This window comes from Oceanimonas doudoroffii, from assembly GCF_002242685.1.
GTDB lineage: Bacteria > Pseudomonadota > Gammaproteobacteria > Enterobacterales > Aeromonadaceae > Oceanimonas > Oceanimonas doudoroffii.
In genome coordinates this window covers 252,390-276,621 of record NZ_NBIM01000001.1, presented here as the reverse complement: position 1 = coordinate 276,621, position 24,232 = coordinate 252,390, and the positions used below count along the sequence as shown (strand labels likewise).

Annotated in this window: 20 protein-coding genes; 6 read left to right on the top strand and 14 right to left on the bottom strand. The window is 58.6% G+C overall.

The window, feature by feature from the left end:
* Positions 1-99: 99 nt before the first annotated feature.
* The 8 genes from B6S08_RS01250 to B6S08_RS01215 all read right to left on the bottom strand — a co-directional run bounded on the left by B6S08_RS01250 (position 100) and on the right by B6S08_RS01215 (position 9,532).
* Complete coding sequence (locus B6S08_RS01250; protein ID WP_094198974.1) at positions 100-1,203, bottom strand: mandelate racemase/muconate lactonizing enzyme family protein; 1,104 nt, start codon at positions 1,201-1,203, stop codon at positions 100-102.
* Between the two features lie 89 nt (positions 1,204-1,292).
* On the bottom strand, positions 1,293-2,417 hold the full coding sequence (locus B6S08_RS01245; protein WP_094198973.1) for a mandelate racemase/muconate lactonizing enzyme family protein: 1,125 nt from the start codon (positions 2,415-2,417) through the stop codon (positions 1,293-1,295).
* Complete coding sequence (locus B6S08_RS01240; RefSeq protein WP_206063713.1) at positions 2,414-3,517, bottom strand: alcohol dehydrogenase family protein; 1,104 nt, start codon at positions 3,515-3,517, stop codon at positions 2,414-2,416. The genes B6S08_RS01245 and B6S08_RS01240 overlap by 4 nt, the downstream gene beginning before the upstream one ends.
* Before the next feature lie 271 nt (positions 3,518-3,788).
* Complete coding sequence (locus B6S08_RS01235) at positions 3,789-4,142, bottom strand: cupin domain-containing protein (RefSeq protein WP_094198972.1); 354 nt, start codon at positions 4,140-4,142, stop codon at positions 3,789-3,791.
* Positions 4,139-5,455, bottom strand: a complete 1,317-nt coding sequence (locus B6S08_RS01230) for an NAD(P)/FAD-dependent oxidoreductase (RefSeq protein ID WP_094198971.1) — start codon at positions 5,453-5,455, stop codon at positions 4,139-4,141. Before B6S08_RS01230 ends, B6S08_RS01235 begins: the two co-directional genes overlap by 4 nt.
* A gap of 10 nt (positions 5,456-5,465) precedes the next feature.
* Positions 5,466-6,839, bottom strand: a complete 1,374-nt coding sequence (locus B6S08_RS01225; protein ID WP_094198970.1) for an FAD-dependent oxidoreductase — start codon at positions 6,837-6,839, stop codon at positions 5,466-5,468.
* A 74-nt stretch (positions 6,840-6,913) separates the two neighbouring features.
* Positions 6,914-8,341, bottom strand: a complete 1,428-nt coding sequence (locus tag B6S08_RS01220) for an aldehyde dehydrogenase family protein (protein ID WP_094198969.1) — start codon at positions 8,339-8,341, stop codon at positions 6,914-6,916.
* 3 nt (positions 8,342-8,344) lie between these two features.
* Positions 8,345-9,532 (bottom strand): aromatic ring-hydroxylating oxygenase subunit alpha, encoded by a 1,188-nt coding sequence (locus B6S08_RS01215; protein ID WP_094198968.1) that lies wholly within the window; start codon positions 9,530-9,532, stop codon positions 8,345-8,347.
* Positions 9,533-9,853: 321 nt separating this feature from the next.
* Between B6S08_RS01215 and B6S08_RS01210 the strand changes: the two genes are divergently transcribed.
* A complete protein-coding gene (locus B6S08_RS01210; RefSeq protein WP_094198967.1) occupies positions 9,854-11,560 on the top strand; it encodes a BCCT family transporter in 1,707 nt (568 codons plus the stop codon).
* A gap of 105 nt (positions 11,561-11,665) precedes the next feature.
* Here the strand turns inward: B6S08_RS01210 and B6S08_RS01205 are convergent, their stop codons facing one another.
* On the bottom strand, positions 11,666-12,577 hold the full coding sequence (locus B6S08_RS01205; RefSeq protein ID WP_094198966.1) for a PhzF family phenazine biosynthesis protein: 912 nt from the start codon (positions 12,575-12,577) through the stop codon (positions 11,666-11,668).
* 88 nt (positions 12,578-12,665) lie between these two features.
* Here B6S08_RS01205 and B6S08_RS01200 point away from each other — a divergent pair, with 88 nt between their 5' ends.
* Positions 12,666-13,583: a LysR substrate-binding domain-containing protein gene (locus B6S08_RS01200; RefSeq protein ID WP_094198965.1), complete on the top strand. Its 918-nt coding sequence runs from the start codon at positions 12,666-12,668 to the stop codon at positions 13,581-13,583.
* Between the two features lie 753 nt (positions 13,584-14,336).
* On the opposite strand, the gene B6S08_RS01195 is transcribed toward B6S08_RS01200, so the two are convergent.
* From B6S08_RS01195 to B6S08_RS01180, 4 genes are all read right to left on the bottom strand, one after another.
* Positions 14,337-15,272, bottom strand: coding sequence for a LysR substrate-binding domain-containing protein (locus tag B6S08_RS01195; RefSeq protein WP_094198964.1), 936 nt, complete (start codon positions 15,270-15,272; stop codon positions 14,337-14,339).
* Between the two features lie 165 nt (positions 15,273-15,437).
* Positions 15,438-16,784: a dimethylsulfonioproprionate lyase DddP gene (gene dddP, locus B6S08_RS01190; protein ID WP_094198963.1), complete on the bottom strand. Its 1,347-nt coding sequence runs from the start codon at positions 16,782-16,784 to the stop codon at positions 15,438-15,440.
* Between the two features lie 163 nt (positions 16,785-16,947).
* Positions 16,948-18,138 carry a cyanate transporter gene (locus B6S08_RS01185; protein WP_094198962.1) on the bottom strand — a complete coding sequence of 397 codons (1,191 nt, stop codon included), beginning with the start codon at positions 18,136-18,138 and terminating at the stop codon, positions 16,948-16,950.
* Positions 18,139-18,164: 26 nt separating this feature from the next.
* Complete coding sequence (locus B6S08_RS01180) at positions 18,165-18,782, bottom strand: ankyrin repeat domain-containing protein (RefSeq protein WP_211284134.1); 618 nt, start codon at positions 18,780-18,782, stop codon at positions 18,165-18,167.
* Between the two features lie 341 nt (positions 18,783-19,123).
* Here B6S08_RS01180 and B6S08_RS01175 point away from each other — a divergent pair, with 341 nt between their 5' ends.
* The 4 genes from B6S08_RS01175 (at position 19,124) to B6S08_RS01160 (ending at position 23,200) form a co-directional block, all read left to right on the top strand.
* On the top strand, positions 19,124-19,981 hold the full coding sequence (locus B6S08_RS01175) for an N-acyl homoserine lactonase family protein (protein ID WP_094198961.1): 858 nt from the start codon (positions 19,124-19,126) through the stop codon (positions 19,979-19,981).
* A 12-nt stretch (positions 19,982-19,993) separates the two neighbouring features.
* Positions 19,994-20,356, top strand: coding sequence for a YqfO family protein (locus B6S08_RS01170; protein WP_094198960.1), 363 nt, complete (start codon positions 19,994-19,996; stop codon positions 20,354-20,356).
* A 128-nt stretch (positions 20,357-20,484) separates the two neighbouring features.
* A complete protein-coding gene (locus B6S08_RS01165) occupies positions 20,485-22,113 on the top strand; it encodes a BCCT family transporter (RefSeq protein ID WP_094198959.1) in 1,629 nt (542 codons plus the stop codon).
* A gap of 208 nt (positions 22,114-22,321) precedes the next feature.
* Positions 22,322-23,200: a LysR family transcriptional regulator gene (locus B6S08_RS01160; RefSeq protein ID WP_094198958.1), complete on the top strand. Its 879-nt coding sequence runs from the start codon at positions 22,322-22,324 to the stop codon at positions 23,198-23,200.
* Between the two features lie 55 nt (positions 23,201-23,255).
* Here B6S08_RS01160 and B6S08_RS01155 read toward each other — a convergent pair whose 3' ends face one another.
* A complete protein-coding gene (locus B6S08_RS01155; protein ID WP_169716351.1) occupies positions 23,256-23,984 on the bottom strand; it encodes a GntR family transcriptional regulator in 729 nt (242 codons plus the stop codon).
* Positions 23,985-24,232: the final 248 nt, after the last annotated feature.

Genomic DNA, 24,232 nt, shown 5'->3' with positions numbered 1-24,232 from the left:
GAAAGGCAGCCATAAATGAGGGAGAAGTGGCCGCCGGGCTGATCAAACAAACCCTGCACACCCCTGGATTATCATCGTTGTGCAGGGCCTGGTTCATGTTCAGTACGACGCTACCGGCGCACCAAAGAGGGCTTCGTCGGGCAGGACGCCCAAACCCGGCCCCTGGGGCCGCTTGATGTAACCACCTTCAATACGGATTCCGTTTTCCGGATCGTAGTGGCCGGCGTTATAGGGCTCGGCCAGCCAGACTCCTTCAAGCAATTCCGGGGCAACCGTAGCACCTATATGGGTACAGGCGGCGGCGATGATGTCTCCCCCCCAGGAATCGTCGCAGGTGTGCGGCAGGTTGCGTGCGGCGCAGATATCGCGGAACGCCCGCATGGGGTGCAGCCCGCCAATCCGGGTGACCTTCATGCCGAAGCCGTCAACCAGCCCGGTGCCGGCGGCGGTGATCGCCGTATTCAGGTTGACGCCATTTTCATCCATGTAGATACCATGACTCACCTGCGGCCGGATCTTTTGCAAATCCTCAATGGTGTTGCAGGGCTGCTCCATGATAAAGGGAATATGCAGACATTCCCGGCTGAGCCGCAGCGCATCACGGGTGGTCAGGCTGCGATTGCCATCCGCCGCCAGCCGCATGCCCGAGCCGCGGATCACTTCCCACACCTTGTGCAGGATTTCGATGTCTTCCTCGACCGCCCTGCCGCCTACCTTGACCTGCAGGCGTGGATACCCTTCAGCCCGTTTTTCCGCCGCGATCCGGGCGGTTTCGTCCGGTGTCCCAATAACGGTGGAGTAGTAGGAAGGCACGCTGTCCGTGACCGCGCCCCCCAGCAGGTCGGACACACTGACGCCGAGGTGCTTGCCCAGAAGGTCATGGGCGGCAATGTCGATGGCGGCCTTGGCATAGTTGTGGCCCGTGAGCAACGCATCCATGCGCCGGTGCAGCGGTACCGGCAACACCTCGGTGCCAAGAAGACCTGTCGCCATGACGCTGAGTGCCGCCACGGCGCCGTCGGCATGAGATTCCGCGTAGGTGGGGCCGACCGGGCAGGTCTCGCCCCAGCCAATCAGGCCGTTATCGGCCACCAGCTTGACCAGGGTGGTGGACAGGGACCAGACATCGGCCAGCGCCAGCTTGTAGGGGCCATTCATCACCGGTAATTCGTGCCGGTAAATGTGGATTTCGGTAATTTTCATGGGATCTTCTCCGTCATCATGGGAACGGGCGGGTTTATGCCGTCATGTTTCCTCGCCCGAATCATTCCTTTATCAACACGCTGCCTTGCTCAGTCTCCCCACACCTGCAGGGGCTGTCCCAGCACGTTTTGATACACGCGAATGCCAAGACCGGGGCTGTTTGGCACCAGCACGCCGCCATCGATGATGGGGGCATCGAAGTCCGCCGTGGTGATAGCGACCATGTCTCTGGTGTCCAGAATGCAGCGCAGGTGGCGCTCCGGCACCGTCGCCCCCAGGTGAGCAATGGCCGCAAAGGCAATGGTGGAGCCCACGGTTTCCTGCACGCTCATGGTCAGCCCGGCCGCCACGCCAATGTCCCGGTGGCGGCGGCCCCGGGTCAGGCCGCCGGCCTTGGAGATTTTCAGGCCAAAGCCGTCGGCCAGATCCTCGCTCACCGCCAGCACCAGATCTTCGTCCTGCTGAACCATCTCATCGAGGAATATGGGTACTTCACAACGCCGGCGCAGAGACTTGGTCTCGCGCCAGGTTTTGCAGGGCGCCTCCAGCACAAAGTCGAGGCCCTCGGGCAACAGCCGCAACACCCGCAGGGCCAGCTCCGGAGTCAGGCCGCCATTGGCATCCACAATAAAGAACTCGCCCGGTTTCTGATCCGCCAGGCTGGCCTTGATGCGTTCCGCATCCAGCACCGGGCCGCCTTCGCTGTCGAGGGCGCCAATCTTGATGGAGTGCCCCAGATAACCCAGCTCACGATGGCGCGCCACATTGGCCCGCATCGCCTCCGGCGCTTCGGCATGAATGGAGGAGATCACCGGCAGCCGTTTACCGGTTGAGCCGCCCAGCAGCTCGCATACCGGTAGCCCCACCGACTTGCCAAAAAGATCCCAGCAGGCCAGATCAATCGCGGACTTGGCATGGTTATGCCCCACCAGGGCATGGTCCATGGCGTCATAAATGCGATCCACCTGGCGAGGATCCCTGCCCAGCAGGTGCGGGGCTATCTCGGCAATGCCGGCCCGAGCGCCAAGGGCATGAGACGCAATATAGGTCGAGCCGAACGGCGTGCTCTCCCCCCATCCCTCCAGCCCGGTATCGGTGAGGATGCGCACCATGGTGGCGTCAAAACTGCGGTATTCCCGTCCGCCCGACAGGTGATACACGCCACCGGCGTAGGGCAGATCCACCTGATACAGCTCAATGCGCGTTATTTTCATTGTTCCACCTGCGGAATGGTGAGCACCAGTTTGCCCATGTGCTGCTTGCTGATGAAGGCTTCCTGAGCCTGGGCTATCTCGTGTAACGGGAAGGTTTTGGCCACCTGGGGGCGAATCTCACCGGCTTCGATATAGGCAATCAGGTTGGCGAACACCTCGTCTTTCTGAAAGGTGCAGCCCGCTAGGGTCAGATCCTTCAGGTAGAGGGTGCGCAGGTCTATTTCGGCAATGGGGCCGGCAATGGCACCGGCAATGGCGTAACGCCCACCCCGGCGCAACAATTCCAGGAACACCGGCCATTGCTCGCCGCCCACCAGATCCACCACGGCATCCAGCGCGCCCTTGCCAAGCTCGGCAATAAGGTCGGCATTGCGATCAATCACCCGATCGGCGCCACAGGCCAGCACCTCATCCGCCTTGGCGGCAGAGCACAGGGCGATCACGGTGGCGCCCCGGCGCTTGGCCAGTTGCACCGCCGCCGAGCCCACCCCGCCCGAGGCGCCGGTTATCAGCACCGTCTCGGCACCTAGGCCAATGCGGTGCAGCATGTTTTCGGCGGTGGAATAGGCACAGGGAATGGACGCCAGCTCTTCGTCCGACCAGTCACAGGCCACGCGATGGGTCTCGCGGGCCGGCGCCACGGCAAACTGGGCAAAACTGCCGTTGCACTCGCTGCCCAAGGTCCAGCACTCATAAGGGCGGTAATCCACATAGCTGCGCAGCATGTTGCGCACCAGCACCCGCTCACCAATGCGGGCAGGGTCAACGTCGCTGCCCACGGCCACAATATGGCCACAGCAGTCCGCCCCCTGAATCAGCGGAAAGGTCAGGGCCCTGCCGGACCAGGACGCATCGTCATCGTTCACGTCGTCAAATCCGGTGGCGCCCCCCACATTGGTGGCCTGATCAACCGATTTTGAATACCAGCCCAGCCGGGTATTGATGTCGGTGTTGTTAATGCCGGCGGCCGCAACCTGGATCAGCACCTCATTGGGGCCGGGCTGAGGCACGGCCACATCGGTGCGGTATTCCAGCTGGTCGAGGCCACCATGGCCCTTGAGCAGAACGGCATGCATGGTGTGCGGAATGGAAAGGGTCATTATCAGTTTCTCCTGATCGGGTACTTGAACGGTGTGCCTGAATGCAACGGGCGGGCTGCCGGTTGCTCGTCCTTGCTGCTGTCGATAACGCCACAAGGGTATAGTGAACGTTATACCTACATTATGGCGATCATGGGTCCGGTGCAATGGCAAAAAAATGCATTTGTGCGTTGTTTGATCGAGTGCACATTTGCGGTGAAACCAGGAGTACCAGACACAAAAAAGCCGGCCCCGAGGCCGGCAAAGGTAGTGCTTGGAGACGTATCAAATATCAGGCCAGGCCGTGCAGCTCTTTCCAGTTACCCGGGTGCACCACATAACCAAACAGGGCATGCCCGCCATATATCAATTCGGTGCCTTCCGGAATCCACAGCATCTGGCCGGGGCGCACCTCGTGCTTTTTGCCGTTGGCTGTGAGCTCAAAGCAGCCTTCGATCACAAACACCACCTCATCGTACAGTACGGTCCAGGCCACTTCGGCCCCTTCCCAGCGGGCAAAGCCCACGCCGATGTTCGGCGACACTTCCGGGCTCAGGGCCCGGGCCACGTACGCCATGCCCGGCGAGTCGCCCCGCACGGTAAAGTCCAGCTCCTTGCTGTCAATCAGTTTTACTTCTTTGGTCACAGTTCACTCCTGCTCTGCCATTTGGCGAGGCGAATACGGCTTTTCACACCCAGCCCCAGGAAAGGCTCGGGCGGGTTCAGGCTGGGCATGCCGGTTACCTGGCGAATGTCGCGCAGCGCCTGGGTGTCCGCGCCCACCGCCATCTCGGCCAGCAGGGTGCCGGAAATGGTGCCCCAGGCCGCGCCCACGCCATTGTCGCAGGCACTGGCATACACACCGTCTTCAAGCTCACCAAAGAAATTGGTGAAGTTGCGGGAAATGGCATACACGCCACCCCAGGTATGGGTAAAGGGCACCTCGGCAAGCTCAGGGTAACGGTCCAGAAACGCCTTGCGGTGATCGGCGCGAATTTTACTGCGCATACCCTCACTCACACTGGCGCCATATTTGGGCACGTGCTTGTAGCTGTTGCGAATGAGAATGCGCCGGTCGGCGGTCATGCGCAGGGTGGTGCCGGCATGATCCGCCGGGGTCAGGCCCCAGTTCAGCTCACCGCCGTAACGGGTCAGCTCGTCGTCGGTCAGCGGCCGGGTCCAGCTGGCAAAGGTCATCACCGGCAACAGCCGGTTTTTCAGGTAACCGAACTCCCGAGTAAAGATGCTGGCACCCAGCAGCAGGGTCGGCGCCTGAATCTCGCCCTCGTCGCCCTGCAGCCGCCACAGGCCACCTTCACGGCGCAGCGAGCGAATGGGCGACTGCTCCAGCAGCTCCACGTTCTCGGGCAGGTGCTCGGCCATGCCGCGCACCAGGGCTGCCGGCTGCATCAGGTAGCAACCGGGAGTGAAAATGGCCTGGCGATAGAAGCCGGTGCCCAGCACTCGGCCCAGCTCGGCCTTGTCCACCCAGTGGTAGGGCTCGCCCAGATCCTTCATCAGGTGCTCGAAATGCTCGAGAAAGGCAATGCCGCGCTCGCCCACCGCGCCCTGATACTTGCCTACGGCGGACCACTGGCAGTCAATGCCGTGGCGCTCCACCAGCCCCTGCAGCTGGGCAATGGCGGCCCGGTTCAGGCCCAGCAATTTCTGCTTGTGCACCGGATCCGGGTGCTCCAGGGCGAACTTGTGAGGCAGGTCAATCACAAAGCCGGAGTTGCGCCCGGAAGCGCCTTCCGCCACCCGCTGGGCATCCACCAGCACAATGCGGGCGTCGGGCTTGAGCTCGGCCAGCCGGCGGGCCGCGGCCAGGCCGGCAAAGCCCGCCCCCAGCACCGCATAATCGGCTTTCTGGCTGCCCTTGAGCCGGGTGGCGGGCGCCGCCGGGGGCAGCGCCTGATACCAGCCGCAGCTGTTGTCGTCGTTTGGTAAGGCAATCATGATCTGTTCCTCAGGCCACGTTTCGTGCCGGATTAAGTTGTTCCAGCCACTGGCTGCGCTGACTTTGCAGCTCGCGGCCCAGCAGCGCAAAGCCGTTCAGGCTGCCGTCGGATCCGTAAAAACCGGCGGCCAGCTCCTCGCCGTGGGCTTCTACCCGCCATTCGCCGGGGCCTACCGCCGGCTGTACCGACAGCGGCAGCACCGGGGTTTTCACCAGCACCGGCGAATCCTTGAGGCTGGCCTGGGTGGGCCGGCCCAGCAGGGTGTCCACCAGGGCGGGAATGGCCTGGTTAATGGGGGCAATATAGGGCGCCCACTGCCCGGCCACCTCGGCACAATCGCCCAGGGCGAAGATGGCGGGGTCGCTGGTGGCATGGGCCAGGTCGACGCTGATGCCCCGGCCGGTGGCCAGCCCCGCGGCCTGGGCCAGGCCGGTGTTGGGGCGCAGGCCCACGGCGCTCAGCACCAGATCCGTGGTCAGCTCGTCGCCGCTCTGCAGCTGCAGGCGATAACCCTCGCCCTCGGCGTCGATGCGGGCAATGCTGTTCTGCAGCGCCCATTCCACGCCCAGGCCGCTCAGGGCCCGCTGCAGCGCCTCGCCCAGGGGCTGCGGGATCAATCGCTCCATCGGCCACTGACCCAGGCCCACCACGGTTACGCCCATGCCCTGGGCCGCCAGATCGTTGGCGAACTCACAGCCGATCAGGCCATCACCGAGAATGGTGACGTGCCGCTTGCCGGCCAGCCGCTCGCGAAAACGGCGGTAGTCCAGCAGATCGTTCACGCTTACCATGGCGCTTTGCTCGCCGGCCACGGGGATCTCGATGGGCGAAGCACCGGTGGCCAGCACCAGGCGACCATAGGGGTATTCGCCAATGCTGGTGTGCAGCCGTTTGTTTTCCCGGTCGATTTTTTCGACTCGAGTATGAGGGTAAACCCGCACGCCCAGGCGTTGCTCCCAGGCCAGAGCGGTTTCACTGACCAGGCCGTCGCCGTCCTTGCCCAGTGCCAGGGCATTGGACAGCGCCGGCTTGCTGTAAAGGGCGCCGTCGTCGGCGGTGAACAGGGTAATGGGCAGTTCGGGAGAGCGGGCGCGCAGCGCCGCCGCCAGCTGATAGCCGCCATGGCCGGTGCCGATGATCACCACCGGCTCCAGCACGGGTGCGGCCGCCGGCGTTTCAGCTTCGGCCACCGCCGCCACCGGGGCGGGCGCGTCGTCGGTGATTTCGATCATTTCGAAATCCGCCTTGCCCACCAGGCAATCGGGGCACAGCCAGTCGTCCGGCACATCTTCCCAACGGGTGCCCGGGGCAATGCCGTCCGACGGCCAGCCCTTGGCTTCGTCATAAATCAGTCCGCAGATGATGCATAACCACTTTTTCATTGTTCTCTCCCCCACTACCCTGTTACTGCCTTGCTTCAGGCCGGTGTACATCACCGGCCCTTTTTCTGGTTGTGTCAGCCCCGGCGCAGGCGAATGCCGATGTTACGGGTCTGCACATAGCTGTAGATGGCTTCCTGGCCCTTCTCGCGACCAAAGCCCGACAGCCCTACCCCACCAAAGGGGGTTTCAATGCCGCCGGCAAACCATTCGTTGATAAACACCTGGCCGCCGCGCAGCCGGTTGGCCACCCGCAGGGTCTGGCTCAGGCCTTCGCCGAACACGCCGGCCACCAGGCCGAAGTCGGTGCCGTTGGCCAGAGCCACGGCCTCGTCTTCGTCATCGAAGGGCATCAGCACCAGCACGGGGCCAAACACTTCTTCCCGGGCAATGCTCATGTCGGCGGTGGCCTCGATCACGGTGGGCGCCACAAAGTAGCCGGACAGGTCCGGCGCCTTGCCGCCGGTGAGCACGGTGGCCCCCTCGTTGCGGGCCTGCTCTATCATCGCCAGCACCTGCTTTTGCTGCCCTTCGGACACCACGGGGGTCAGATCCGGGTTGCCTTCGCCCTGACCGATGCTCAGGCCCTCGGCCAGGGCCACCACGGCGGCCTTGACCTCGTCGTAACGGCTGCGGTGCACCAGCAGGCGAGACATGGCCGAGCATACCTGGCCGGCGTTGAAGAAAATGCCGACCTTGACGCTGGCCAGCAGGGTGTCGAGATCCACGTCCGCCAGGGCAATGGCGGCGGACTTGCCGCCCAGCTCCATCACCGAGGGGGTGGCGCGCTCGGCCGCATCCCGCAGAATGCGCTGGCCGGTGGGCACCGAGCCGGTGAACACGATCTGGTTGGTGTCGGCGTGCTGCACCAGGTGGCTGCCCACCTCGGAGCCCTTGCCGCACAGCAGGTTGACCGCACCTTGGGGGAAACCGGCCTGTTCCACCGCCTTGACCAGCAGGGTCATGGCCAGGGGCGAGATTTCCGGTGACTTGATCACCACGGCGTTGCCGGCGGCCAGTGCTGGCGCCAGGGAACGGGCGCAGATGGACACCGGAAAGTTCCAGGGCACAATCTGCACCGACACGCCAAAGGGCACGTACTGGGTGAAGTCCACATAGTCCTTGCCCAAGGGCACCGAGATGCCCTCAATCTTGTCGGCCATGCCGGCGTAATATTCAAAGTAACGGGCTGCCTCGATGAATTCGTCGCGGGCGTCGTTCAGGCTCTTGCCGTTTTCCCGGCAGGCCACCAGGGCGCCTTCGTCGGCGATGGCGCGAATGGCCTCGGCGGCCTTCAGCATCCAGGTGGTGCGCTGGGCCGGACGCACGTCGCTCAGGGCGCCGCTGTTCACGCAGCGGCGGGCGGCGGCCATGGCCTGGTCGGCGTCTTCAATGCCGGCCTGGGCGATGGTGGCATAGGGCTCGCCGGTGCCCGGGTTCATCACGGTGATCTGGCGGTCGGCGTTCAGCCACTGGCCGTCGATGTAGTTCAGGTAATGTTGCATTGTTCAGTCCTCCAGGGCGGCTTTGGTCTGGGTGGCGAGCCATTTCTGGAAGAAATGGGTGGGCAGATCCATCTCGGGCGAGAACACACCACCGCCAAAACCGGGGGAGTGACGGCCTTTTTGCATGCCTTCCACGGCGCCGATGTCTTCGCCAAACACCACGCGCCAGGATTCCAGGGTGGCGGTGCGGCAGGCGGCGTATTCGTCACGGGTGGCTTCGTCGCCCACGTAGTAGAGGCGCAGCCGCTCGATGGTTTTTTCCGCGTGAATGGGGTCGATCATCATGGCAAAGGCATGGTCCGCCTGAATGCCCAGCAGCACGTTGGGGAACAGCGCAATATATTCGGCATGGCGCTGCTTGTCCTGGGGCCAGCTCGGGAACATGGGCAGGTGAGTGCCGGCGGTGCCGGACAGGTCATACTTGTAGCTGCCCTGGCCCGCAAAGCGCTCTTCAAACATGATGTTGTAGTGATCTTCCAGCTTGGAATAGGTGTTCAGGGCCGGGTGCACCCAGGGCAGATGGTAGGCTTCGCAGTAGTTTTCCACGGTCAGCTTCCAGTTGCTCGCCACTTCAATTTCCAGGTGGCCGCCCATGTTGGCCCGGCGCAGCAGGCCGAGGCCGTCGTTGCCCAGGAACTCGCTCCAGCGGGCTTCCAGCGGGGCGATATGCTCTTCAAAGGAAGGGGCGTCGCCGGACAGGTTAACAAATACCATGTCCATCCAGATGGCGGAGCGCAGCGGCTTGAGGCCGTGCTTTTCGCACTTGAAACGGTCGTCCTTGTGCTTGGCAATGCCGCCAATGTGCGGGGTGCCCTTGAGGTTGCCGTTCAGATCATAGGTCCAGGAGTGGTAGGGGCAGCGGATCATGCCCTGCACTTCGCCGGCTTCCTGCACCAGCTGCATGCCGCGGTGGCTGCAAACGTTGTGGAATACCTGCACTTCGCCGTCTTTGTTACGCATCATCAGCAGCGGCAGGTTCATAAAGCTGACCGGCATGACGTAGCCGTTCTTGATAAGGTCGGACGCAAAGCCGATGCAGGCCCAGGTTTTGCCAATGACCTTGTCACGCTCAAAGGCGAAATATTCCTGGCTGATATAGGCGGTGTTGGGCATGCCACTGGCTTCCACAATCGGGTTCAGTACGCTGTCTACCTGCTGCACAGGAATAATGTTCTGGCTGACGTTGCTCATGTTGCTTTCTCCACAGTAACGCAGTGTTCTGCGTGGTTCCTTGTTGTTGGCCCTCAGTGAGTGCCGATGGGGTGGATTTTGGTTAACAAGGTGGCAACAAACAAACGACTTTTTAGCCGGGTGTGGATGAGCTTTTGTCATCCATAAAAAATGTGATTCAAATGTAACCATTGATTTTGTGGCAGCCCCGTCATGGCTGCCGCATGAGCTGTTATCACTCGTGGATGAGAAAAAATAACTTGAGTGCGCGTTGCGCTATCCCTAACCTCACGCCGTTAACAACTGATTAACCAATAAGCGTATTACGCAGAGGGAGGAGTTATGCGTGCTACATCCGGGATCCTGAAGGGACTCAATCCAACGGTGACCATCGCCTCCAAGGTGCTGGTTATCGGCTTTGTACTGTTTTGTGCCATCATGGCCAACCAGGCCGGTCAGTATTTTGAAACCGTGTCGGGCGCCCTGTTACAAAACATGAAATGGTTTTACCTGCTGGTGGTCAGCCTGGTCACCGGCCTGTTGCTGTATCTGATGATCAGCCGCTTCGGCCACATTCGCCTGGGCAAGGACGATGAAAAGCCCGAGTTCAGCTACCTGTCGTGGATTGCCATGCTGTTCTCGGGCAGCATGGGCATTGGCCTGGTGTTCTGGTCGGTGGCCGAGCCCATGTGGCACTATGCCAGCAACCCCTTTTCGGAAGGGCTCACCAACGAGTCGGCCCGCGTGTCGATGTGGCTCACCTTCTTTCACTGGGGCCTGCACCCTTGGTCGATCTTTCTGATCGTGGCCCTGGCGCTGACCTATTTCTCTTACCGCAAGGGCCTGCCGCTGACCCTGCGCTCCATTCTTTACCCGCTGATCGGGGATCGCATTTATGGCCCCATCGGCCACGCGGTCGACATTCTTACCGTGGCCATCACCGCCTTTGGCATTTCCCAAACCTTAGGCATGGGGGTTATTCAGATTAACTCCGGCCTGAATCAGGTGTTTGGCACCAGCATCGGCTTTGGCGTGCAGCTGCTGATCATCGTGGTGCTGTGCACCTGTGCCGTGGCCTCGGTGCTGTCGGGGGTGGGCCGGGGCATTCGCCGGCTGTCGGAGTGGAACATGGTGCTGTCGGTGCTCATGGTGCTGGTGGTGCTCTACATCGGCCCTACCCGCTATATTCTGCACTCCTTCCTGGAAGGCGTGGGCGACTACAGCAGCCAGGTGGTGGGCATGAGCTTCTGGAGCGACGCCCAGAATGACTCCGGCTGGCAGAACTGGTGGACCGCCTACTACTGGCCCTGGTGGATGACCTGGGCCCCCTTTGTAGGCATGTTTGTGGCACGCATTTCCAAGGGCCGCACCATTCGCGAGCTGATTGGCGGCGCCCTGATCGTGCCCACCCTGATGACCTTTCTGTGGATGGCCGCCTTTGGTGGCTCGGCGCTCAAGATTGAGCAGGAAGCCCGGGTGGCCTATGAGCAACAGGCGGTAGCCCTGGCCGAAGCCGGTGAGCCGGCCCAGGAACCCTTTGCCGGCGGCCCCATTCTGGAAGCCACCAAGAAGGACACCACCCTGGCGCTGTTCACCCTGTTTGACGAGCTGGACGCAGGGGCCATGGGCAGCCTGCTGAGCGTGCTGGCCTGTTTGCTGCTGGGCACCTATTTCATTACCTCGGCCGACTCCGGCACCCTGATCCTCTGTACCCTGGACTCACTGGGTAACCCGGAGCCGCCAACGCCAATACGGATTTTGTGGGGCATCATGATCGCGGCCATTGCCGGGGTGCTGCTTTACGCCGGCGGCCTGAAGGCAATGCAAACCGCCTCCATTATTGCCGGCTTCCCCATTTCCATCTTTATTGCGGTGATGAGCCTGACCCTGCTGCACAGCATTCGCCGCGAGCCCAAGCCCTGGGCCATGGTGCCGGACAACGTGCGCCCGGCCCCGGCCAAGCTGGACGGCTCGGTGCAACCCCTGGAGGAGCAAGGCACCAACGCCTCCCCGGCGGTGAACTGGAACAACCCCATAGTGGGCAAGTAAGCAGCCTGACCACAGACGTTAACAACAAAAACCGGCATGGCGACATGCCGGTTCTTTTGTTCGTTGTTCAGCCCAAACAAGGCGCATTTGCCGCCATGTTGCCGTTCAATCCCGCACCAGGCTGACGGTGCGTTCCTCCATCAGCTTGCCATGTCCTCCGGCCATCAGGCTCGTGATTTTGCCCGCGTTCAGGCTGAGCTCAACATGAATGACACTGGGTGATGCTGGCAGCATGTACTCGCCCTGACGAATCTCAAACACCTGTTTGTTCATGTTAACGACATCATGGAGGTAACACGCCAACGGCCCCGCCGCCATGCCGGTTGCCGACTCTTCCTCAATGGCAAACCGGGGCGCAAACATGCGCGTAGTGGCGTCGGCCGTGTGCTGCCGGGTTTCTGTGGTAAACACATAAAAACCAATGACGTCCAGCTTATCGCTGATCGCCGTGATTTTCGCAAAATCCGGAGCCAGGTGTGCCAGCGTCTGCGCGCCATTCACCGCCACAATCACAAAGCGGTTTCCGGTATTGACCACGGCAATGGGCAGGCCCTGAGCCAGCTTGTCTGCGGACAGGTTCAGGGCTTCCAGCACATCCTTCTGCGCCACGCCCTGCTCGCTCCAGTCTGAGGAAAATGCATAGCGAGGAGCCAGTTGCTCCATGTAGGCCGCGCCCTCCTTGATGACCACCTTACGCGGCCCGTCTACGGTCTCCTTGCTGGTTTCCCCCTCGCCCAGCACCCCTTGCGCGGCCAGATACGAAAAGGCGGCAATGGTCGCGTGCCCGCAGTGGGCAATACGGCGATTGGGCGTGAAAAAGTCGAGCTTGAACCCTTCCGTTTGAGACGTGGAGACAAAGGCGGTTTCCGACAGACCAACCCCCTTGGCGATCGCCTGCATCTGCTGTGCTGAATATCGGTCGGCATTCAGTACCACGCCGGCCGGGTTGCCCCCGTGACCCTCGGCAACAAAGCCATTCACGACTTTCACATCGACCTTTTGATGATTGGCATTCATGAGCTTTACTTCCTGCTTTGACTATCCATACCCTTAAAATAGGGCTTGGTGGCTAGCATTAACACTCATATAGACATGAGGCTGATTCATGAATAATACGGACAATCCCCTCCTTAACCGCCTCACCCAGGCCGCCCCCCTGCTGGCGGTGATCGGCAAGGAGCTGAGTTTTACCAAGGCGGCAGAGATCCTGGGAATTCAGCAGTCGGCGGTCAGCCACCGGGTACGCTCTCTGGAGGAGGCGTTGGGGTTACGTTTGTTTGACAGAACGACCCGCCGGCTCAGCCCCACCCCCGCCGGCCGAATTGTGTGCGAGGCGGCCGCGCAGGCCGCTGCAATCTGGCCTCAGGCCCTTGAGCGGCTGAGCCGGCTACATACGGGTTCCCATGTTCAGCTGAGTGTCGCGTCGTCTTTGGCCATGAAATGGCTGATCCCCCTGCTCAACCGAAGCGCCGAATACGGTGTTGAGGTGGCGATTAATGTGCAGGATGAACTCAGCCGTTTTGACCATGACGCCATTGATGCGGCGATCCGTTTTGGCACCGGGCCCTACCCGGGGTTGCATGCCGTGCATTTATGTCATGCGCAGCTGCAGCCGGTGGTAAGCCCGCACCTGACCAAACACCATGGATCATTGGCCTGGCTGGCCAGTGGGGAGCTGCCGTTACTCTCGGACCGGCGTGGCGAGCGGGATGGCACCGACTTTAGCTGGCAGCATTACTTTGCCCAGCAAGGCATGACGGCGCCCGAAACATCGGAACAACACCGGTTTGACCGTGCCGATCTGATGCTGCAGGCGGCCATTAATGGCATGGGGATTGGTCTGGGGCGAACCCTGCTGATTGAACAGGATCTCGACAGCGGCTTTTTGCGCAAAGTTGGTCCTGCGCTAGCACTCAAGTCCAGTTACTGGCTGGTGTGCACACCCGGCTTTGCCCAAACCGAGCGTCACGCCCATCTCCGCCGCTGGCTAACAGCGCTGGTGAAACAAAAACCGGCACGGTGACATGCCGGTTTTTTGTTGAGCACCGTCGCTCCCGCGCAGGTGGGAGCCCAGGGCAGAAGTGCACGGTATTAGAGCAAGACACCGCCTGAGACATGGATTCCCGCCTTCACGGGAATGACAAGTAATAACGTGGAATAACCCACCCCGTCGCTCCCGCGAAGGCGGGAGCCCAGAGCAGAAGTGCACGGTATTAAAGCAAGACACCGTCTGAGAAATGGATTCCCGCCTTCGCGGGAATGACAAGTAATAACGTGGAATAACCCACCCCGTCGCTCCCGCGAAAGCGGGAGCCCAGGGCAGAAGTGCACGGTATTAGAGCAAGACACCGCCTGAGAAATGGATTCCCGCCTTCGCGGGAATGACAAGTAATAACGTGGAATAACCCACCCCGTCGCTCCCGCGAAGGCGGGAGCCCAGGGCAGAAGTACACGGTATTAAAGTAAGACACCGTCTGAGAAATGGATTCCCGCCTTCGCGGGAATGATAAGTAATAACGTGGAATAACCCACCCCGTCGCTCCCGCGAAGGCGGGAGCCCAGGGCAGAAGTGCACGGTATTAAAGCAAGACACCGTCTGAGAAATGGATTCCCGCCTGCACGGGAATGACAAGTAATAACGTGGAATAACCCCACCCCGTCGCTCCCGCGAAGGCGGAAGTCCAGGGCAGACGAGCACGGTATTAAAGCAAGACACCGTCTGAGAAATGGATTCCCGCCTTCGCGGGAATGACAAAAGTGATAAATGGGTCCCCGCTCAACTGCCGTCCTGCAGGCCCTTTTCGCCCACCTGCCCCGGCAACTGCTCCAGCAGCCAGCTGCGGAACATTTTCACGCTGTTGGGCACCACGCCCCGGTTCAGGGGCTCCAGCATGCAGAAGCTGGCGGGGGTGCGCAGCACGGTGTCTACCGGGCGCACCAGGGCGCCGCTTTCCAGGTATTCATCCACCAGCGAGCCCCAGGCCAGGGCAATGCCCTGGCCGTTTACGGCGGCCTGGATCAGCATGGGGTAGTTGTTGATGTTAATGCGGTTGCGGGGCGTGATAGTGGGCCAGCCCACCTGCTCAAACCATTCCTGCCAGGTAAGCCAGTCCCGCTGAGACTCGTCCAGATAAAGCAGGGTTTTGCCCAGCACCTGCTCCGGCGTATCCCACCCCGAGCAGCGCTCCAGATAATCCGGGCTGCACACCGGAAACACCTCTTCGGGAAACAGGGTGGTCACCTTCATTTCCGCCGGTGGCAGCCGGCAATAAAACAGCGCAATGTCGCAGTCGAGCCGCCGGAAATCGGTGACCTGATCCGAGGCGAGAATGCGCAGATCCACCTCGCCATGCTCGCGCTGAAACGCCGCCACCTTGGGCAGCAGCCACAGCGCCGCCATGGCATTGGTGGTGGCCACGGTAATTTGCTGCTCGCCCTGCCACTTTTTAATTTCGCCGGTGGCCTGGGCCACATCCAGCAGGGCACGGTAAATGGTCTGGTAATACTGCATGCCGGTGGGGGTAAGGGAGATATTGCGGTTGGCCCGCACGAACAGGTCCTTGCCCAGGTATTCCTCCAGCTGACGAATTTGCCGGCTGATGGCGCCCTGGGTCACGCTCAGTTCATTGGCGGCTAGGGTAAAGCTGAGGTGGCGGGCCGCCGCCTCGAACACAATAAGGCTGTTCATGGGCGGCAGTGGCTTGATTTTCATGGTCGCTCCTGACGTAGGTGGACGAACTGCTCCGGTCCGTTTCGGCGCGCACTCTAGCATTATTTTCAGCGGTGGCCAGCGATAACAAGGCCCAAAAGGACACCGGTGTGATCCCGCCGAAAATAATGCTTGCGGGCTCCCGCCTTCACGGGAGCCAAAACAGGCCTAATCGGCCAGCAGGGCTGCTTCAAAGGGGTAGGAAGTCAGGTTTTCCACACCGGTGTCGGTGATCAGCACCTGATCTTCCAGCTTGACCCCTTCCCTGCCGCCCACGGCGCCCACATAGGCCTCCACGCACAGGGTCATGCCCGGCTCCAGCACGCCATCGTAGCCGTGGCCTTCCAGATCTTCAGGGTAGCGAATGCAGGGATATTCGTCACAAAGCCCCACACCGTGCATCATTACGCCGTAGCGCTGGGCCCGGTAAGGCTCGGGCAGCAACAGGCCGGCCTCGGTCACTTCCCGAAAGCTCATGCCCGGCTTGAGGATGCTCATGTTGTGCTGAATATGTTCATGGGCCACGCGATACAGGTGTTTCTGCTCCGCCGTGGGCGCGTGGTCGCCAATCAGCCAGGTGCGGGAAATGTCGGCGCAGATGCCGTAAGGGCCGATAAGATCACTGTCAAAGGCCAGCAGCTCACCCGCCTGCACCACCCGGGGGCCACATTCCTGAAACCAGGGGTTGGTGCGCGGGCCGGAAGACAGAATGCGGCATTCGATCCACTCGCCGCCCCGGCGAATGTTTTCCGCATGCAGAATGGACCAGATGTCGTTTTCGGTGACACCCGGCACCGAGGCCTGTTGCATTTGTGCCATGGCGATTTCGGTAGAGGCAATGGCGCAGCGCATGGCGTTGACTTCGTCTTCGTTCTTGATGGCCCGGGCCAGCTCCATTACCTCCTGGCCGTCACTCATTTCAATGCCAAGGCGCTGCAGCTGGGTAAAACCGGCCATTTCGATTTTGTCTATCGCCAGCCGCCGGTTGTTGCCACCGTGCTCTCGCAGCACCGACTGCACCTCGGCGGCGAATTTGGCGGCGTGCTCCTCGGTGCGGTTGCCGGTTTCGAAATAGAAAAAGGCGGCGCCGCCGCGCACCTCTTTTACCAGCGGCAAGTGGGCCGACAGGTGCTCGCAATTATGAAAGTCCCACAGGATCACATGGCCCGCCGCCGACACAAAACAGGCCCGGGCATGGTTGTGGGTGATCCACAGCTGCATGTTGGTGGTGTCGGTGGCATAGCGAATATTAAGCGGGTCGAACAGCAGCACGCCGGCCAGATCCCGCTTTTGCAGCTCACCGACAATGCGCTGCAGCCGGTATTCCCGCATGCGGCTTAAGGTAGGTGGCGTGAGCCCCCGCGCCTGCCATTCGGCAAAGGCCAGTTCGGTGGGGCCGATTTCGACCCTGTCGTTATCATTGAGGGAGCCATCGGGCTTGAACTGCCCCCGGCGACGGGAAGGATCAATCTTTCTGTTAGAGCCCACCGTCGAGAAAACGCCTGCACTTTCCATTATTTATCCTTGTTGTCATGTTCACTATCAACACTGGCACCGGACCGCTGCTTCCAGTTTCTGCGTGTGCAGAAATGTTAATAAAGTGTCACAGCCAACAAGGACGGAAAAGCGAGAAAAACTCAGGCTCGCATGAGCGAAGAACATGTGAGCCTGAAGGGCCTCAGGAGCCGGCCATGGCCTGGCCGTAGTGGCGCGGATTAAAGCGCAGGGTGGTGAGCAGCACCAGGCTCACCAGGCCGAGATGCAGGGTCCAGCCGGCGGCAAAAGTGCCGGTGCGCTCCAGCAGCAACGACACCACCAGCGGCCCCAGGGCCGCCAGCAAAAAGCCGCCCCCCTGCATCAAGGCGGTCAATACGCCGGCCTGCTGGGGCTGCGGCAGGTGATCCAGCGCCGTGACCAGCGACATGGAGAAATTGCCGCCCAGGCCCATGCCGCACACCGCCACCCACAGCCAGGGCGCCAGCTCGGGCTGCAGCAACAGGCCGGCAAAGCCGGTGAGCTGCAACAACAGGGTGAGCCACAGCCAGGGGCGCCGGTCCTGACCCCGGGCCAGCAGGGTAATGCCGACCGCCGCAATAGCCTGGGCCACCGCCATGGCCGACACCAGGCCGGCGCTGCTCGCCGCACTCCAGCCCAGTTGCTGATAATAAGGTGCCAGCCAGGTCACCATGGTGGAGTAACCGGCGTTTACCAGGCCAAAACACAGCATTAGCTGCCAGGTGCGGGGCCGGGCCAGCAGGCGCTTCGCCAACCCAGGCTCGGGGCGCTTGCCACCCTGCTCCGTCAACACGCGGTGGGCACACAGCCAGGCCAGCGCCACCGGCAGCGCCAGCCAGGCCAGCGCCTGTTGCCAGTGATGCTCGCTGCCCGCCAGCCAGGGGGTAAGCTGGGCGCCAAAGGCTCCGCCCCCCATGATCATGGCGGAATACAGCCCGGTAACCATGGCCATGCGCCCCGCAAACTGCTGCTTGATGATGCCGGGAAACACCGACTGCACAAAGGCCACACCCATGCCGCAAAGCAGCGCGGTAAACAGCAGCGCGGTACCGTTCGGCACCACCAGTCGCAGGCCCGAGCCCAGCATCAGCAGCGCCAGGGCAGTGAGCAGCCCCCGGCGGGTGCCCCAGCGGGCCTGCAAATGGGGTGAAACAAAGGCCCCCACGCCCATCAGCAAAAACGGCAGCAGAGTGATCAGCGACATGCCCACATAGCTGAGGCCGGTGCCGGTGCGAATCATCTCCATTACCGGGCCCGGGCCGGTAATAAAGGGGCGCAGGTTCAGGCCAACAAGCACCACCAGCAACAGCATGGCGCCCTGCCCGTAGGCAACAGAGCGGGATTGAATGGTCATCAATGGGTTCCGGTTAAACAAAAAAATCAGCGGCCGCCGGCCTGCTCCAACAGCTTCACCATGTCGGTGTAGCCGCGCTTTCGAGCATGCTGCAGCGGAGTGATGCCGTCGGCATCGGCAATGTTGGGGTCAGCGCCGGCGTCGAGCAGCAGCGCCACAATGCGGGTATGGGCCGGCCCGCCCTGCCCCAGCACAATGGCCTCCATCAGGGCGGTCCAGTGCAGCCGGTTGATGTGATCCACATTTACCCCGGCGGCGATCAGCATGGATACCGTGTCGACATGGCCACGCTCGGCGGCGGGAATAAGCGCGGTGCCGCCGTAGCGGTTAGTGCTGGCCAGATCGGCGCCGTGGGCCAGGGTCAGTTCAAGGATCTCGTTATGCCCCCTGGCGCCGGCATACAGGTAGGGGCTGTCGTGAATATGATCTTTGGCATTCACATCGGCGCCGGCGGCGATCAGCACTTGAGCCGCTCCAATCCGGTTATGGCGGGTGGCCAGCATCAGTGCGGTACGACCGTGGTCATCCCGGCTTTCCAGTTTAGCGCCGGCGTTCAGCAGCGTGGTAATGCGCGGGGCATCGCCCTTCATGGCTGCCGCCCACAATTGTTGCTCCGGCTCGCTGGCCATCGTTGCCACAGACATTAGCAAGGCTCCCAACCAGACAAGGTGAATGGATAAACGTGAAAGCATCACAAGCAGCTCCTTCTGAAACCCGTTTTGAGCAAAACTCACCCTTTGCATGGTAGAAGCCACACCAACCATTTGAAAATTAAATATTGAAATGCCACTCATTGAAAAATCGAATAATTGGTGAGGTGCCGCCCGGCATGGAGGATGTGGCTCATGCGCTCCCCCCACTCGTCACATAAGCACATCTACTGTTTGACATTAAGAATACGAATTTTGTTTTTGTTACGAATTTGTCACCATCAGCACCGTAGCAGATGCAATTACTTAACAAACTCCACGCAAAGGGATTGATTATGTCAAACATTATTAAAAAGACGCCCAAGGTCTATGTGATGGATAATGGACGCATGACCATGGACAAAAACTTTATGGTCAGCATGCACAACCCCGCCACCATTGACGAGCCCAATAAGCCGGCTCAGATGATTGAGTTTCCCATTTACACGGTATTAATCGATCATCCCGATGGCAAGGTCTTGTTTGACACCGCCTGCAATCCCAACGGTATGGGGGAAGGCGGCCGCTGGCCCGAAGAAATTCAAAAGCTGCTGCACTTTACGGCGGAAGTAAACGGACAGGATTGCCACCTGCACAGCCGCCTGGAAGAAATTGGCTTTGATCCCCGTGATATTGACTATGTGGTGGTGTCCCATCTGCACCTGGACCACTCTGGTTGCCTGGAGCTTTTCACCAACGCAAAAATCATTGTGCACCAGAATGAGTTCAACGCCGCCCTGTCCAATTATGCCCAGAACCGCAGTGCCGATGGTTTTATTTGGGATGACATTGATGCATGGATCAAAAATGATCTTACCTGGCGTGTAGTACAGGGAGACGAAGATGACCTGGAACTGCTCGATGGCATAAAGATATTGAACCTGGGCAGTGGACATTCCTTTGGCATGCTGGGGCTACATATTGACCTGCCTGATCACGGCGGCTTAATCCTGGCATCCGATGCCGTTTATTCTGCCGAGAACTATGGTCCGCCGGCTCGTCTTCCCGCCACCATTTATGACTCGATTGGATATATGAAAACCATCGAGAGGATCAAGAAACTCTCTCATCAGACCGATTCAAAAGTCTGGTTTGGCCATGATGCCGAGCAGTTCAGCACGCTTATCAAATCAACCGATGGTTATTACGAGTAAGGACAAGGAAAAATGAGCCAGATTATGTTTGTAGAGACCTTTCGCATAAAGGTTTATGTTATTGAAGAATATGTGGAAAAGGTTCTGAGTGCGGTTCAGCGTGTGACCAACCTGAAGTATGGTAACTATGACGGCGTTTCATGGTGCTCCCACCCTGGTATAGAAAGGTGCACCCCTCGTGCAGGCTCGGACACATGGGGTGGTTCAATCGACGCACCTTTTTCCATCGCCTCTACGCAGGTGGAATTTTCAATTCCCAGGGACAAGCAACTGCTGTCCCAGGTTGTTGAAATGATTTTTGAAACACACCCCTGGGATGAGCCCGTCATCTCGATTTTTGAATCAACAGAAACCAGAAAGAACGGCGTTATATAAAACATTGCCCAACTCAACAATGAGTTGGGCTCACCACTTTGCCTGACCAGACATCACACTATCATTAATTGGCAACAGGATCTGACCCGCAACAATGTGGATGTTACTTACTGATCAACAGGAAAAACATGATGATAAGTACGCAGGGAAAAAGCAATTTTGACAGGTTCACAATCGCAACCTCACTGATTATTGTCTCGGCAATATCATTGTTCTTTTTGATAGAACCCGACAAAGCGATCACGTTTGCAGGTGACATATTCACCCTCATCGCCTATAACTTCGGCACCCCCATTCTTTGGTTTGCCTTTGGGCTCCTTATTCTTGCCGTTTTTTTTACCTTCAGTAAATATGGCAATATTCGCATGGGAAACGAGAAACCGGAATTCTCCACATTCTCCTACATCGCCATGATGGCCATGGCGGGCTTTGGTTCCGGCACCATTTATTGGGCTTTTCTGGAATGGTCCTACTATATTAAAACACCGCCATTTGCCATTGAATCAGGCTCGGTCACCGCGGCTGAATGGGCGGTAACTTACAGCCTGCATCACTGGGGAGTCATTGGCTGGACCATCTATTGCGTTACCGCCATACCCGTAATGTACTCCTTTTACATTCGGAAAAACCGTTCACTGAAGATCAGCGATGTGGTCATTTCCATGATCACAAACAAAACCACCGCCAGGGTTGTTGGTCGCGTGATTGATATCGCATATCCGATCACCCTGACCTTTGGCCTGATCATTGTGCTGTCTCTGGGGGTGCCCATTGTTTCAGCCGCCGTCTCATTGCTTTTGGGTATTGAGAACTCCTTGTTCATGAAAGTGCTGATGCTGGGTGTGGTGGCAGCCATTTTGATCACCAGCTCCTTCTTCGGCATTGAAAAAGGCATGCAGAGGATCAGCAACTATGGCACCTACTTTGTTATCGCGCTGATTGTATACATACTGCTGTTTGGCCCAACCCAGTTTATTATCGAAAACACCAGCTCCTCCATTGCAATTTGGGCCCAGAATTTCGTGATGATGAGCTTGTATACCGATGCCATCAGTCAGGCCAAATTCCCGCAATCCTGGACTGCCTACTTCTGGGCATACTGGATGATCTTTATTCCGCTGATGTGTGTATTCGTAACCAAGGTGTCAAAGGGACGCACCATTCGTGAAGTGGTAGCCTGCATGATTGGGGGCGGTACTGTAGGCGTAACTTCGCTGTTCTCGATTGTTGGTTCTTTCATGATGAAGACCGAGCTCGACGAAAAGGTCAACATCAGCAAAATGGTGGCAGACGGCCAGGCCAGTGAAGCCATTGTGCAGGCGCTCAACACACTGCCGCTACCCTCCATCATGCTGGTTGTATTTATTACCTCCACTTTTTTGCTGCTGGTAACCACACTGGACGGCTCTGTATTTACCGTAGCCTGTAATACACAGAACAAACTGGACGAAAACAACAATCCGTCTACCCTGCTGAAAATGTTCTGGTGCCTGGTCATTGTTGCCCTGCCAACCATTTTTATTATTGTGGATGCTCCCGTACAGTCGATGCAATCGGCGATCCTGGTGTTTGCCCTGCCCATCATGGTCCTGACATCATTCATGCTCTACAAAACTATCGTTTATATGCGTGAAGAGTATGCACACCTTACGTCGGCAGAGATTCAGACCATGTATAAACTTCAGGGTGAGCCCGCCACCAACCAGAAAAAAGTAGATAACGCCACCTTGGTAAAAGATGAGAACACGGTGGGTTAAATAGCCACTTCGTGCCGCAATGCATAAACACAACAATCCTCACCCTGGTGGGGATTGTTGTGTTTATAGCACCAGCGTTCAGAACGCAAGCCAACTGACCGTGAGTGCTTTTGCTACCTGGTTCAATATGTTATAAAACCGACTATACTTTTCATCATGAAAAATTGAACAACCGGTTCATTTCAATCAGCTTAAACTGGAAAATAATATGAGAAGGCCTCCACCACATAACTGGCTGTTTGTTTTCAAGGTTATCGTCGAATCCGGCTCGATCACTGAGGCCTCTGAAAAGCTCAATGTTTCTCAATCCGCCGTTAGCCAGCAAATTAAATCTTTGGAAGACTACCTTGGCAAACGCCTTATTATAAGAGGCAAAAAAGGCATTGTGCTTACAGACGTAGGCAAGCACTACTACAACGTAATAAGAGTGTCGTTAGACAACATTTCCGTTGCCACCGAAAAACTGTTTGGTTTCGAGCAAAAAGACACCATCACCATCAAGTCAAATTACTCCTTCGTGGATGTATGGCTGTCGAGGCATATTTATAATTTTTACCATGCACACCCCAACACCAGCATTGAAATATACACCATGCTTTGGCTGTCTGACTTTCGCAATATCGGCAATGAAATAGAAATCAGGTATGGTGATGGCACCTGGAGTGATGCCAAGGTTCACCGGTTAACCAACGATAGCATCTTTCCGGTCTGCTCCCCAAAGACCAAACGCAACATCACCAAACCGGAGCACATTCTTGACTACCCTTTGGTATCGGTCATGGGAAACAAAACCGGCTGGACGGAGTGGCTTCAGGAAATGGGTGTTCATGCAGGCGGCAAGTCGGCCAGCCTTTACGTTGAAAGCAACCTGCTCGCCTACAAGGCATCGATTTCGGGAGATTACATATCACTGGGCATCAACTCGCTGGTTGACCACTTCTTGCAGGATGGCAGCCTGGTCAGGCTGGATGATCGCGAATTGAAAACAACGGAAGACTTTTTTTTGTTGGAGCCGGCCGAACAGTTTATGTCGGAGAAAGAAAAGGTGTTTATTGACTGGATCAAGTCCACTTACCCTCAACAATAAGTAAGTATTAAGGTTATCCCTGTGATCAGGGATAACCGACGCGCAAGGCCTGCATTCAGCTGCGTCTTAGCCTCATATTGTAGGTAAAGCGGCTTGCCGGCAACACGGACTCACTGACTTCAAAAATTTCGTTTTTATCGTCGATAAACTTTCGCACCAGGTGCAACGCGGCCTCGCCTTCCTGCGCCTCCAGCTGGTCTGCCACATCACGGTGAATAATGCAGGCAGAGATGGCCTGATCAACCTGGGTTGACTGCTTGCCGAACTGTTTCTCCAGCAGGTAGGCCACCGAACCTTTCAGCTGGGAAAGCTCTTCAACCACGGACTTGAACTGGGCAGGAATCCAGATCTTAAGCGTACAAATAGGGTACTGCTCGGCCCCTTCCTTCTGGTAACGCAGGCCGTCTATCTGGATCAGCGGCTCACCGGCAGCAAACCCCAGTTTTGCGGCCAGCCCTTCGTCGGCGGTAATTTCCTTGACCGACTCAAATACCGTATGAACCGTGCCCGCATGGGCCAGCAATTCATCAATGGAAGACCAGGTGTCCTTGAACATGGAGGTTTGCAACGACACCACCACGCTCCCCCGGCCCTGGGTGCGCTGAATAAGCCCCTTGTCTTCAAGAATGGCCAGCGCATTGCGCGCCGTGAACCTGCTGATTTCATAGGTTTTGCACAAATGGGCCTCGGTTGGCAGCAGATCACCAACAGCGTACAGGCCTTTTTGAATATCGCTTTCCAGTTTCTCCGCGATTTCTATATAGCGAGGAGCTGCCTTTCCCATTGGTTTGGTTCTCATTAAATAAAATCAGTTTAATCATGATATTACCTTAATTCTGCAGGCATAAACACATGCACCGAATCGCCCGGCCTTGCCCGTTGGCGTGTCATCAGACTCAGCAGAAACACACTCTCAGCCCTGTTCATCATGATCTTTACCGCCGTTCAGGCGGACCTGCTCGCGCAACGGAATCGTTAAACATGTATGGACAAATTGTTTGCTCAATGTTAGCGTTAAAATCACCTCATTTG